This is a genomic window from Vibrio sp. Evd11 (genome assembly GCF_900382755.1).
GTDB classification, from domain to species: Bacteria; Pseudomonadota; Gammaproteobacteria; order Enterobacterales; family Vibrionaceae; genus Vibrio; species Vibrio lentus.
Map to the genome: position 1 here is coordinate 1 of NZ_OSDX01000097.1, position 13,114 is coordinate 13,114.

Sequence of the window (13,114 nt, forward strand, 5' to 3'; positions counted from 1 at the left end):
AATGAAGCCTTTTTTCTATCTAAATAAACCGCTTAGCCCTTAAGATCCTGTCTATGAGTGATGCCTAAGGGGTAGATTAGGTTACTTATGTTTTACTGACGACTGACCAACAAATTCGCACCAGAAAATGCTAAAAACACCGAGCAGGCTTTATTGAAACGCTGCGCCATTTCAGGTTTAGAGAACCAATGTCTAAGGTATAAACCGAAGGCTGCATAGATAGAGATAGCGACCATCTCCAATACCAGAAAAGTACTTCCTAAAATAAAGAATTGGGTATGAACGTTAGAAGAAACATCGACAAATTGAGGAAGGAATGCGGTGAAGATAAGTATCGCTTTCGGGTTGCCAGCGGCGAGAGCAAATTCTTGTTTAACTAAACCAAACCAATTCTTGTTGTGATCAATACCAACAATAGGGCTGGCTTTTGAACGCCACAAATTAAACGCAATCCAAAGCAGGTACATTGCGCCAAACAGCTTGATCATAAAAAACAGAGTTTCGGAAGTATAGAGGACAACAGCGAGTCCAGAAGCAGCCAGAGCGATCATGCCAGAAAAGGCGCAGATTCTTCCCAACCCTGCGACGAAAGCCGCTTGGAAGCCATAACAGCGGGCGTTGTTCATCGCCAATAGGTTATTGGGTCCGGGCGTTAAATTTAAAGCAAAACAGGCTGGGATAAACAGCAGTAACTTCCATATTTCCATTGAGGCTTCCTAGTCGCAATATCCTGCGGTTATAAAATCATTGAACAATATCTTATCTTTTATAACAGCATTTAAAAGATCTGCCGCATCCTTTTAGTTAGTTCTCAAAAAACTTCTCGTATTCTGGCGTAGAGAGGTTTTCTGCAACACCTATCTCACCAACGATATAAATGGCACTGGCAATGGTATCTAAAGTTGGATTAGGTTCGCGCTTTGGCACTTCACCAACCACAGGAACAGCCTCTGGATTGAATGTGGAGTTACAGACAACGCTAGCACACACGATATTTTGCTGCTCTTGCAAAGAAACTTCAGGAGGATTGAAATCGGGCGACTTATAACCTAGCGCATTTTCCTCTTGTGAATTTAAGTCAGGAGCCGAAGTATCCAACGTTGAAAAATTAGAGGAGCTGTATGAGGCTACTGAAAACAAAGAGAAGAGCAACATCCACTTATTCATGTATCTTTCCATAGTTAGCATTCATTGAATTTATAAATACTATCTAATCCAAAATATTATGAACAGTGTTTTATTATAACTATTTGAATTCTGATTCGCTTAATAAAGCTCTTCATGGCATGAATGACGTGGTTTAGCCAACATGTGAATGCTTGCCGAGTGTCAATTTATCAAGCAGAGTTTGAGGAATAACGATGACCGAGTATTTAATAAAGGCCACCAGCGTGATTAGAGCAACACAGATACCTAAAACAAAGTCATGAACATTAGCGAATACCAAGCCAAGAAGTCGGTCACAGACGATCGCTACGACAGCGATGCTGACTGCGGTTACCCACTTACTGTGTTGATACGGTAAATATTCCATCGATTGACTGACAAAATATAGGAGCAACAACCTTAAGGTATACGTGCCGCAAAGAACGAAGATAACGCCCCCCACGCCAAATATCGGTGTCACCGTAAAATAGCCAATGGCAGCCAATATCGCGCACCCACCTTGAACCCACATTTGCGATTGACTCGAATCGCCACTGAAACAACCAAGGTTAAGGTAATCACCTGCGTTTTTGATAACGCTAATGGCAAGCAAAGCGACAACGAGAGTCCCTGCATAGTGATAACTGCTTGGCAAAATTAAAGAGATAAAACCGGGCACCGTTAGAATCATCAAAGAGCACAAAACAGTCGCGAAATTCACCCCGACTAATGCACTATCAGCACACTTTTTGCTACCTCCCGGTTGTTGAAGCATAGCGACACGGTTTGGGAACCACCAAAGCGCGTAAGGCTGTAGCAACAAGCCAAGCAGCAATGCAAACTTGCCGCTGACCGCATAAATCGCCAGTTCTTCCACCCCAACAAAGCTCGCCATCACCCAACGGTCTAACCCTGTGATCATGTACATTGACGCCCCACCCATCAAAGCAGGCAGTCCAAATTTTAAGATCTTGGCTGAGTATTTGAAGCAGCCAAAGGCTCCCATCTCTTGCCACTGATAACGCACTAAACAAACCATGAGCAACACGCTAGATACCGCCGCTGAGATCAACACGCCATCAATCCCATATCCAGCCTCAAGCAGCGCAAAAGTCATCGAGGCTTGAACACCTGCTTTGAAGACATTGAGCAAGCAAAAACGTTTCGCCATCGCATTCATTCGCATTAAGGTAAGCGGAATAGAGATTGCCCCGTCGAGCATGACAGGGATAAGGAGAAGGAGAATTTGGTACGGCTGAAACTCTACGGGCAGCATAAATATTAATAGCGGCATACTAAGAGCAATTAAAGCGCCCCCTAGCACACACACCAAAACACTTAACGTGAAACAGTTCGAGACCAGCTTTCGCTTTTCATCACCCTCGACGACACCAACGTAGCGATACATGGCGTCTACGATACCGAAGCTAAATAATATCGTCCCGATATCGGCCAACAATACGATCGCTTCTAAAGAGCCATATTCTGCTAACGTCATTTTGTGGGTAATGTACGGGATCATCACCAATGAGATCCCCTTCATCATCACGATACCAATGGCGTAATAGGCAGACTGTTTTAACGAACCCATAGCGTCACCTATCCTTTACCAAGCTGGCGTTAGGAAACTTTTACAATCTCCGAGCAGGTGTCGCAAGGTTCTCTTCTGTGGAGCCATCACCAGAGAGCGAAAACTGTAGACAACCGCCTGTCGGTTTTGTTGTAAACCTCGGTAATAGTCAGCGTAGCCCTCTAGTATTCTCGCCTTAGCAACCTTGAAACTAGATGACCTTAAATTCCAATGTTCACTATTATTTTGGTAACGCTGAAGAATGGATTCTATTGACTGCAGGTTTCTCAGCTTAAGGCTTTCCGTTTGAGTAACGGAACTCGCTCTCATTAGGTAACCAACCTGCACCGAATTCAACACCCCGATCTGGTGGTTCTCACTCATTCGAAGCCATAACTCCCAGTCTTCCCCATACTTAATATCTGCATCAAAGCTGTTGGTTTGAGCCAACACATCAGCTTTCACCATGACGGTTGAGGTACCAATAACGTTATTTTCGATAATGAATTCTAGCGGGCTCTCAATACTAATGAATAATTCGTCTTGGTCTTGAAACTGCGACCAGTAACTAAAACAGTCAATAATCACTTGGTAGTCTTCAGTGAGGTGCTCGTAGTTAGTGAAGCTCATTGCAAGGTCTGGGTAGCACTGATGAAACTCAAGTTGTCGTTCGATTTTTTCTGGAAACCAAAAGTCGTCAGCGTCTAAAAAAGCAATGTATTCGCCCGTCGCTTTCTCAATGCCTAAGTTCCTCGCTTGAGGGGCACCAACACCTAAAGTTGATAGCGTAATAATACGTTCATCATCAATCGATGCGAGGTAAGTGGACGTTCCATCATTACTGTTATCGTCAATAATGATTAGCTCAACGTCTTGATGAGTCTGTTTTGACACGCTGCCGATTGCTTTCGGCAGGTAATCTAAACAGTTGTAGGTAGGAATAATAATACTTACTTTAGCCATAATGACGCTCTCACATTTATACGTTATACAGCTAATAGTGCACGTTCTGTGCCGAGAGCTTAGGCCTGTTTATTTACTTTTATATCAATGCCTTACGAACTAATTCGCAAAATGACGACAAGGTGCGTACAGCGGAGAAACTCAAAATTCTAATTTGATTACCATTTTGAGAAAATCAGCCCCACCTTCACGATAACCATAAGAAAGTAACCCCTTTCCTCTAAAATCCCCCCTGAAATCCCATTCAATCTTGGTTCGTATTTTGCTTAGTTAACTATAGTGGCCTTCATCAAGGGAGCAAAAAATGAAAAAAGTAGCATTTATAGCGCCTACTTATCCTGTCCTCAGTGAGACCTTCATTCAAACCGAAGTCGACTCCGTTAAAGCGTGTGGGCACGACGTCTGTGTGATGACGTTCAAGATTGAGGACAGCGAAAAGTCATTCGACTATGACATCATAAAAATTGGCAAGGATGTTCGGGCGGGCAAGATAACCAACATCAACTGGATCGGCTTTGTTAAAGCGCTTTCGTTTGTTTCAAAGCAAAATAGCATGCCTAAAAATTCACTTTTCGCTTATGGATTTAAGCTGGCGTTACAACTCGCAGAAAAAGACGTTAACCATGTTCATGCGCATTTTTGCCAACACACCACCGCACATGCGATTGTCGCCGCTAAGCTTCTCAATATTACCTGTTCGTTTGTTGCCCATGGTCACGATGTCTACGAATTTGCTTACGATATTGAATACAAAATCTCATCGAGTGACTTTGTGATTGCGGTCTGCAAAGACATGCTCACCGATTTCAACAACATGGCAAAAGGGAATATCAAGCTCCTTCACAGTGGTGTAAATACTAAACAATTCCAACTACACCCAAAAACCGACGCCAAGCAACTTCGACTCGTTTTTCTTGGCCGATTAGTTGAACAAAAAGGTATTCACCATCTTATAGATGCGTTGGCACCGATTGCCCAACCTCTCGACATTCATCTTGATATCGTCGGCACTGGCGATTTAGAACAACAATTAAAAACACAAGTTGAGCAACAAGGTTTAACTCGACACGTCAATTTTCTAGGAGCCAAGCCCCACGAATGGGTGAAGCTGAACCTAACGAATTACGATAGCTTGATCGCACCGTTCTGCTTCTCAGCAACGGGTTGTGTGGACACAGGCCCACTGGTACTTAAAGAAGCGATGGCCGTTGGAACCCCCGTGATTACCACCAATATCATGGGTTGTAAGGAGATCGTCACTCCAGAGACAGGGTTTGTGGTGAGCGAGAAAAACGTTGAGGAATTAAGAGAAGCGATTGAGCGTTTTGCGCAGTTGAGCTGCAATGACAAAACAGAGATGGGGATGAAAGCAAGAACAAGAGTGGAAGAGAATTTTAATTCGTTGAAGCAAGCTCAACAACTGTCTCACTGGATAGAAAACCCAGCTTAATCTTCGACTAAACAAGTCGAGTGAAATGAGGCGGGAGCATACAACAAAGCGTTACCTTAATATAAACAGTAACGCTTTGGTTAACTCACTTTCTAACTTTTGACTCTTGCTAGCCCGCTCGCAAAGCTAAGATTTCAGTGAGGTCGTCAGTTTCAGTATATCGACTCAAGTCTTGCTCTTTAGAAGCAATCGCCACAATAGACATTCGGTCGGCAAGCTCGTTACCTTCAATACCGACGTGGCCATTGACGTGGTAAATGGTGATTTTAGAAGCCAACTCTTGGTAAAGGGCATACGCAGGCTTAATGATATCGAGGTTTTTAATTTCGCCACCCGACTTCGTCCAACCCTTTTTCTCCCAACCTGTAGCCCATTTGGTAATACAATCAATCGAGTACTTAGAATCGCAATAAATCGCGACAGATAAACCTGCTTTCAGCTTTTCTTTAGCCAGAATAAACGCTTGCTTCAAACCGTGCAGCTCTGCTGTATTATTAGTCCCAACCTGCTGATACAAGCCATACCACAACTCGGTTAATTCGTTATTCAGGTAGACCGCTAAGCCTGTGCCCGCTTCACCAGGGTTCGGCTCACAAGCGCCATCTGTGTATATCTTGATATCGAAAGGCATTTCAGAGATTTGCTGCTCAGAAAGAGGTGGGACTTTCGCTTTCTTAGGCTTACCCGCAACACTAGGCTTGGTCGATGAAGATCCAGATGTTGAAGCAGCACTAGACGCAGAAGATGCTTTACCACCGAAAGCGGACTCTGCTTCGCCTAATGTTGGAAACGATTTATATCTCGCACCAGCGAAACCATCAACTTGCGACTTACACTCATTCCAAGTAGTAAAAATACCCGGTGTACGACCTTTCCAGACCACATAATACTTCTTAGCCAAATTAACTCCTTACCAAAACCTAAACACACAAACAGTGAATCAGTACATTAGATGCCACCACGCTATACGTTGCAAGGTCTATCATTCTAAAACAGGTCTAAAAAAGCTGCGTTCATAACTCACGATGCAATCAACTTCGTCTGCAAATTCAAACGCTTTAATACACTCAGCATCGTTCAACGATTTAATCCGATACTCTTCATAGGCAGCCAAACTTTCAAAGGTAAACAGCGCCAAGGCAATATTGTTCGCCCCTTCCGACGGTAAGAAATAACCATTGTGTTGACCTCCGAATTTAGCGACCAGAGGAATCCACATTTTTGCGTATGCCTCAAACTCATTTACCTTTTTAGGATCAATCACATATCGAACATAACAAGTAATCATATTTATACAGCCCTTAAATAATAGGAGAAACACAAAGCCTAAGTTGACATTGAAGTTGAAGCTCACGAGAAAAGGAAATCAACCGCAACAAGGTTATAGAACAAGAACACCGCCATGCTGACACCGATCGTTAGCAGCACATTGCCCGTTTTCCAAATCAAAAGCCCAGTCACTACCGCGCCGATCAAATAAGGGTTTTCTAGGCTTGGCCAAAAAGCTTGCTCTGGTGCGAACACAATCGGCCCCCAGATTGCCGTTAATACCGCAGGGCTCGAATAACGCAACAACCGTCTCGCAGTGCTGTTTAATCGAAGCGGGATGGCCGGTTCTAGAAACAAATATCGACTAAGGAAAACAATCGCGGTCATGAGGAATATCGATAGCCAGATCATGCCGAATCCTCCTCTTTGATGAGCTTATTGTCGTTTCTACGTTCCACAAATGACTCGCTGATAAAGCCGGCTAACATACCCGAAATAGCAGCAATCATAAGGCCACCTTCAACATTGTTGACTGACAAGGCAACTGAGGCGATCAAAGACACCACAACACATACCACTACAGGCCAGGTTCTGATTAATGGGAAAACCAAAGCAATAAAGGTTGCCGCGACCGCAAAATCGAGACCGATTTCATTGAGTGACGGAATCTGACTTCCTGCGACAATGCCGACAAAACTCGCGATGTTCCAAACCAGATAAAAACCACCACCTACACCCGCTGCATACCAACGATTAAATTCTTGTTGAGATTGGCCACTGCAAATCGCGAACAGTTCATCCGTTAGCCAAAAGCCAAGCAGTAAACGCCAACGAGCCGGAAGATGACTAATTTTGTCACGCATCGACACGCTATAAAGAAAATGCCTTGAAGTAATAAAGAACGTGGTTAACAACATAGTCCCTAACCCAATGCCCGATTTGAACATCCCCGCCGCCACTAATTGCGCTGAACCCGCAAACAAAATCGCAGACATAGCCTGAGCTTGAAGCTGATTCAAACCAGCATCTATTGCATACGAGCCAGCTAATATGCCCCACGGTATTACAGCAATACTCAAGGGCATCGCAGCTAAAACACCTTTCCATAACTGCGTGCGTCTATTCATTGTGTTGTTATCCATATTTTCCTAGTTCTCTTTGCATTGGCTATTCAATGTAAGAGAGGGTTAACTTATTCGATTGTACAAACTTGCTCTATATCTAACGTATAAAGCACAAATCTCAACGCATCTTTACGTACTGACCCGGCGTATAACCGTTGGCTTTCTTAAAGTGACGATGGAAGTGGCTTTGGTCGTGGAAACCACATTCTTGCGCCGTATCGGAAATCGAATGCCCCTGTTTGAGCAACGTACGAGCCAACCTTAATCGAGACTGGATCTGATACGCATGTGGCGGAAGACCAAACTCTTTTTGAAATGAGCGCACCAAATGAAATGGACTCAAAGCAGCTAGCTTAGACAACTCATCGAGTGACACATCCGCTTGTGGAAAGTCATCAAGAAACTCTTTTATCAGTATAAGCTGACGTTGGACTTTGCTATCCAGTTGAGGCGTTAGACTCGACTTCCCGTGTCGGCTGATTAACTTAACCAACATCCCATACATCAAGGTTTCTCTGAGCAGGCGATTATCTGATTCTTCAATCGTATTGAAAACCAACCTCAGTTGATTGGCGAGCTCTGGATCTTCAACAACGGCTCTTGGGAAATAAGGGGCGCCATAGTTAGGCAGGTTCAACTCTTGAGTGATCTTGGCGAGTTGCTCAGGAAGTGGGTACATTGCACGATATGCCCAACCACCTTCAGTGGCAGAATGTCCGCTGTGTACCTCATCTGCATTGACCAGAATGATGGCATCTTGGGGGGCTATATGATGGCCGCCGGTTCGATAAAAACGCTGAGCACCCTGCTCTATCACTCCGAACGTATAACCTTCGTGACTATGACGTGAGAAATTCTGTTTTTCGTATTCAGCATTGAGGATCTCAAGACCACCGAGTTCTTCCGTGACCTTATAATCGGCTTTCTCTTTAGAGCCCTTCTTGTTCTCCATAACCATCCTCAAACCTGCTAATCACCGAGCGATTCATCAGTCTACTCTATCGGCTCTTTCAGCTTTTGTACAAAATTGCGCATTCATCAATTAAATTAAAGAGCATTTTAACATTTGGTGCATTTTTAATTCACCGCCTCCGGCATGACAAGATGAGTATCAGAGATAACATATAGCGTTAGCCATGCAAAAAGAACTGGTACCAAGATCCCGCTAATCCGTCGTTTGGCAAAATACTGACAAATAGCATTATCGTACATGCTCATAATTATGTATCAGTCATCGTTCGTGAACCTAAGATCCATGAAAATAGCTCTAGCTACCTTGTTTCTGTTAAGCCTAACCGGATGCACTCACAATCAATCAAAAGCACTAAGCATGAACTCATCATCGGTTAATTCATACCCACAATCGATGTCGAACCTGCAACTGTGCGACACCTTGTATTACGGTAGACCAAGTAACCAAACACTGGCTGCAATTGGCAGTGAATTTAATCGAAGAGGATTATCAAAGAGTTGGTGTGATACCGAAACCAACAAGCTCTATCTAACAAAGACGATTGATTGGGTAGCAGAACAAGTCGAAGACAAAGAAGATTCAGAGGAAGAAGCGTCTGCGGTGGTGCTACCTGCGAATTAAGAGGATTAAAAATTTAACATCGTAGAATGACCAAATTATAATCAGCCACCAAAATTATATATCCAAAACTTACAACACTAAAAAATAAGCATCAACACTCACATAAAGTTCATCATGACAACTCCGTTTTTCACCACACAGTGTACTTTTGAAATATTTGTTTTACCGTGCACAAAACAAGATAAAACAACGTGAAATAAGCAACCAGACTTTTATTTAAGCTGAATTTTTATAAAATTCTGCTATGTTTATTTAGCTGCCAATGTTGTTATTTACTGATATATCAATGGCAATAAGTAAAACAAATTCAATAAGATAAAGGATTCATCATGCCTCTTCATAAAAAATCGACTGTCCGTGGTTCACTCTTAGATGATGTTTATTCTTCCAAGGATCTTTCCGTTGTTATGCCCAAGTATCGAATCCCAGAGCAAGAGCATGCTCCCGATCACGCTTACCAAGTCGTGCATGATGAACTAATGCTAGATGGTAATTCGCGTCAGAATCTTGCGACATTCTGTCAAACATGGGTCGAAGACGAAGTCCATAAATTGATGGATGAATGCATCGACAAAAACATGATCGATAAAGATGAATACCCACAAACGGCAGAAATCGAATCTCGATGTGTACATATGCTCGCCGATCTTTGGCATGCACCTAATGCTGAAAATCCAATGGGATGTTCAACAACTGGCTCAAGTGAAGCCGCAATGCTTGGTGGTATGGCGCTTAAATGGGCTTGGCGTGAGAAAATGAAGAAGCAAGGCAAGCCAACTGACCGCCCTAACCTTATTTGTGGTCCGGTTCAGGTTTGTTGGCACAAATTTGCCCGTTACTGGGACATTGAACTTCGCGAAATTCCAATGCAAGGTGATCGTCTGATCATGACCCCAGAGGAAGTAATCAAACGTTGTGACGAGAACACGATTGGCGTCGTCCCGACACTAGGCGTGACCTTTACTTGCCAATACGAGCCAGTACAAGCGGTACACGAAGCGTTAGATAAACTACAAGAAGAGACCGGATTAGATATTCCGATTCACGTTGATGGTGCAAGTGGTGCCTTTCTCGCCCCATTCTGCGACCCAGATTTAGTGTGGGATTTCCGTTTGCCAAGGGTCAAATCCATTAATGCTTCTGGGCATAAATTTGGTCTTTCTCCACTTGGTGTTGGCTGGGTTGTTTGGCGAGATGCGGATGCTCTGCATGAAGACTTGATTTTCAACGTCAACTACCTCGGTGGCAACATGCCGACCTTTGCGCTCAATTTCTCCCGCCCTGGGGGTCAAATCGTTGCGCAATACTATAACTTTTTACGTCTTGGTAAAGAGGGCTACCGTAAGATCCATGATGCTTGTTATGACACGGCTCGTTACCTTGCCAAAGAAGTCGAAAAGATGGGTATATTTCACATCATCTACGATGGCCATGGTGGTATCCCGGCCTTGAGTTGGTCAATTAAAGATGGCGCAACCCCAGGCTTTAACCTCTACGATCTTTCGGATCGCATCCGCTCTCGTGGTTGGCAAATTGCCGCTTATGCGATGCCCGCCGAGCGTGAGGATCTGGTGATCATGCGTATTTTGGTTCGTCATGGTTTTAGTCGAGATATGGCTGACCTTTTGATTTCAGACTTACAACACTGCGTTGATTTCTTTGATAAACACCCAATCGTCAATGGTAGCGACGCTGACGAGTCGAGTAACTTTAATCACGGCTAATTGTCCCATCTCACTTAAAGCAAGGAACCTTCAAGGGTCCTTGCCCTTATATCAACAAATTAGCAGGTGACACTATGTCCTTTCTATTTAGTTACTTGTCAGAAAATCCGTTTGTATTTCTCTTTCTATCACTCGCCATTGGTTATCCACTTGGTCGACTTACTTTTAAAGGTGTGAGCTTAGGCACAACAGCTGGCACCCTAATCGTTGGCGTCGGTATCGCACTAACGTCCTTCTCAGTTTATGGACTAAAAATTGAAGAACCAGGATTGGTCTCCGACATTTTCTTAATGATGTTCATGTACGCAATTGGGATGAAAGTGGGACCGCAGTTTTTCTCAGGCCTTGCTAGAGGAGGCATCGACTTTATCGTGATCGGTTTAATTGTTGTGTTCAGCAATTTTGCGATTGTTGTCATTGGTGCCAAATTAATGGGTCTCGAACCCGGCTATGCCGCTGGCATCATTTCCGGAAGTTACACAGTGACGGCAGTAATGGGCGTAGCGCAGTCAGCAATTAGCTCTGGTGCATTTACACCACCAGAAGGCATGAGTATTGATCAGGTCAGTGCGAATATTGCCGCGGGCTACGCGATAAGTTATGTCCTTTCAACTGTCCTTATTATCTTATTCATCAAGTATCTCCCTTCTTTATTTGGTATCGACCCCGTCAAAGCAGGCAAAGAAGCAGAAGCAGAGTTCTCAACTGGCGATGACAACGAGAAACTCCCAAGTACCTTTGGGTTTTCAGATGTTGGTATTCTACCCATTGATGTTCGCGCTTATCAGGTCACACACCAAGAGTTAGTCGGTCGTTCAGTACAAGAGCTGTATCAAAAATTCCCCGATGCCGCCGTATTAAAAGTTGTTCGAGGTGATGAAATCATTGACGCCTCGAAAAACCCAACCTTAGCTCTCAATGATGTTATTGGTATTCGTGGTGAATACCGCGTGTTGATAGCCGAAGGGGAAGCCGATATTGGAAATGAGGTAGATGAACCACGTGCAAGAAATGTCGATATCGAAGTCGCGGACATTCACGTCGGGAAATCTGAACATGCAGGGAAAACGATAGCGCAGTTGCACGCCGAAGTCGGTTTTGGTGTTTACTTTAAAGCAGTCTTCAGACAAGGCCATCAGCAACCGCTGTTACCACAAACCCAGGTCGAAGTTGGTGATGTGGTTCGAATTGCCGGCTCTCAGTGGTGTGTAGAACAAACAGCCACTAAGTTGAACAGTGTACCCATCGTCGAAAGTACCGTCACAGAAACCTTCTATCTCGCTGTATCTTTATTGATTGGCTATGTCTTTGGGCATTTGAGTGTCACCGTTGCAGGCATCCCTTTCGCCCTAGGGACATCGGCGGGTTGTATGTTAACCGGGATCGTTTTCTCATTCCTACGTACTCGTAACCCAAGCTTTGGTGGCCCAATGAGTGAAGGAGCAAGAAGTTTTCTACAAGACATCGGCCTAAACCTGTTTGTTGCTGTATTGGCAGCGACGGTAGGCCCCAAAATACTGGCCTCTTTTCAAGGCATCGTTGTCATCAAGATAGCTTTGCTCGGGGTGACAGCTGCTTTAGTACCCCCCTTATTAGCTTGGTTGTACGGCTTATATTTCCGCAAAATGAATCCTGCAATTTTAGCTGGCGCTTGTGCCGGAGGCAGGAACAGTACGCCTGCAATGAAAGGCGCACAAGATGCCAGTCACAGTGACATGCCAGCGATCGGCTATCCTGTGCCCTACGCTTTAACATCGGTATTGGTTCTTATTCTGGGTTACATCGCAATGGTCATCAGTTAGTTAAATCGAGTTTTGATTCATGGTCTATGATTTAAACGTAACCAAAGATGTGTGACGACATGCACCTAACACAATAATGAGTAAGGAGAAGTTATGGGGTTTATATCTTGGATTATTCTTGGGTTGATTGCAGGGGCGCTAGCTAAGTGGCTAATGCCGGGCAACGATGGTGGTGGATGGATCGCCACCATGGTTCTAGGTATTGCTGGTGCCTTTGTTGGTGGTTTTTTAGGGAGCTTCATCGGCCTCGGTAGTGCTGACGGCATTAACATCGGTAGTATTATAACCGCAACGCTTGGCGCATTCGTGTTGCTGTTTGTTTATAACCGTTTCCTCAAAAACTGATATTTTCGCACCTCTAGTCATAAACAAGATAAAATTAAGCTTTAGATAGCAAAAAACCGCTCATTAAGAGCTAATGCCGTTCACTTAAGAGTGAACGGCATTTTTGTTCTTAGCATACCGTTGTGGT

Annotated in this window: 14 protein-coding genes; 5 read left to right on the top strand and 9 right to left on the bottom strand. The window is 44.0% G+C overall.

What is annotated here, in order from left to right; all coding sequences use genetic code 11:
• Nucleotides 1-92: 92 nt before the first annotated feature.
• The 4 genes from ED652_RS22735 to ED652_RS22750 form a co-directional block, all read right to left on the bottom strand.
• Nucleotides 93-707, bottom strand: coding sequence for a LysE family translocator (locus ED652_RS22735; RefSeq protein WP_122056255.1), 615 nt, complete (start codon nucleotides 705-707; stop codon nucleotides 93-95).
• Between the two features lie 97 nt (nucleotides 708-804).
• Nucleotides 805-1,167, bottom strand: a complete 363-nt coding sequence (locus ED652_RS22740; RefSeq protein ID WP_162929984.1) for a hypothetical protein — start codon at nucleotides 1,165-1,167, stop codon at nucleotides 805-807.
• A gap of 133 nt (nucleotides 1,168-1,300) precedes the next feature.
• Nucleotides 1,301-2,737 carry a lipopolysaccharide biosynthesis protein gene (locus ED652_RS22745; protein WP_122056257.1) on the bottom strand — a complete coding sequence of 479 codons (1,437 nt, stop codon included), beginning with the start codon at nucleotides 2,735-2,737 and terminating at the stop codon, nucleotides 1,301-1,303.
• Between the two features lie 15 nt (nucleotides 2,738-2,752).
• Nucleotides 2,753-3,679 carry a glycosyltransferase gene (locus tag ED652_RS22750; protein ID WP_122056258.1) on the bottom strand — a complete coding sequence of 309 codons (927 nt, stop codon included), beginning with the start codon at nucleotides 3,677-3,679 and terminating at the stop codon, nucleotides 2,753-2,755.
• Between the two features lie 304 nt (nucleotides 3,680-3,983).
• On the opposite strand from ED652_RS22750, the gene ED652_RS22755 reads away from it, so the two are divergent.
• The gene (locus ED652_RS22755; protein WP_122056259.1) at nucleotides 3,984-5,129 is read left to right on the top strand and encodes a glycosyltransferase; all 1,146 of its coding nucleotides are present in this window, start codon (nucleotides 3,984-3,986) and stop codon (nucleotides 5,127-5,129) included.
• Between the two features lie 109 nt (nucleotides 5,130-5,238).
• On the opposite strand, the gene ED652_RS22760 is transcribed toward ED652_RS22755, so the two are convergent.
• From ED652_RS22760 to ED652_RS22780, 5 genes are all read right to left on the bottom strand, one after another.
• Nucleotides 5,239-6,030 (bottom strand): ribonuclease H family protein, encoded by a 792-nt coding sequence (locus tag ED652_RS22760; RefSeq protein WP_122056260.1) that lies wholly within the window; start codon nucleotides 6,028-6,030, stop codon nucleotides 5,239-5,241.
• A gap of 81 nt (nucleotides 6,031-6,111) precedes the next feature.
• Entirely contained in the window at nucleotides 6,112-6,417 is a 306-nt protein-coding gene (locus ED652_RS22765) for an NIPSNAP family protein (protein WP_017070270.1), read from the bottom strand.
• A gap of 62 nt (nucleotides 6,418-6,479) precedes the next feature.
• The gene (locus ED652_RS22770; RefSeq protein ID WP_102308121.1) at nucleotides 6,480-6,809 is read right to left on the bottom strand and encodes an AzlD domain-containing protein; all 330 of its coding nucleotides are present in this window, start codon (nucleotides 6,807-6,809) and stop codon (nucleotides 6,480-6,482) included.
• Complete coding sequence (locus ED652_RS22775) at nucleotides 6,806-7,540, bottom strand: AzlC family ABC transporter permease (protein WP_122056261.1); 735 nt, start codon at nucleotides 7,538-7,540, stop codon at nucleotides 6,806-6,808. The genes ED652_RS22770 and ED652_RS22775 overlap by 4 nt, the downstream gene beginning before the upstream one ends.
• 100 nt (nucleotides 7,541-7,640) lie before the next feature.
• The gene (locus tag ED652_RS22780; protein ID WP_122056262.1) at nucleotides 7,641-8,474 is read right to left on the bottom strand and encodes an AraC family transcriptional regulator; all 834 of its coding nucleotides are present in this window, start codon (nucleotides 8,472-8,474) and stop codon (nucleotides 7,641-7,643) included.
• A gap of 303 nt (nucleotides 8,475-8,777) precedes the next feature.
• Between ED652_RS22780 and ED652_RS22785 the strand changes: the two genes are divergently transcribed.
• The 4 genes from ED652_RS22785 (at nucleotide 8,778) to ED652_RS22800 (ending at nucleotide 12,987) form a co-directional block, all read left to right on the top strand.
• Nucleotides 8,778-9,116, top strand: coding sequence for a hypothetical protein (locus ED652_RS22785; RefSeq protein ID WP_017110048.1), 339 nt, complete (start codon nucleotides 8,778-8,780; stop codon nucleotides 9,114-9,116).
• A 329-nt stretch (nucleotides 9,117-9,445) separates the two neighbouring features.
• Nucleotides 9,446-10,840 carry a glutamate decarboxylase gene (locus ED652_RS22790; RefSeq protein ID WP_122056263.1) on the top strand — a complete coding sequence of 465 codons (1,395 nt, stop codon included), beginning with the start codon at nucleotides 9,446-9,448 and terminating at the stop codon, nucleotides 10,838-10,840.
• Between the two features lie 74 nt (nucleotides 10,841-10,914).
• Nucleotides 10,915-12,642: an aspartate:alanine exchanger family transporter gene (locus ED652_RS22795; protein WP_122056264.1), complete on the top strand. Its 1,728-nt coding sequence runs from the start codon at nucleotides 10,915-10,917 to the stop codon at nucleotides 12,640-12,642.
• 93 nt (nucleotides 12,643-12,735) lie between these two features.
• On the top strand, nucleotides 12,736-12,987 hold the full coding sequence (locus ED652_RS22800) for a GlsB/YeaQ/YmgE family stress response membrane protein (RefSeq protein WP_017105442.1): 252 nt from the start codon (nucleotides 12,736-12,738) through the stop codon (nucleotides 12,985-12,987).
• The last annotated feature ends 127 nt before the right edge of the window (nucleotides 12,988-13,114 follow it).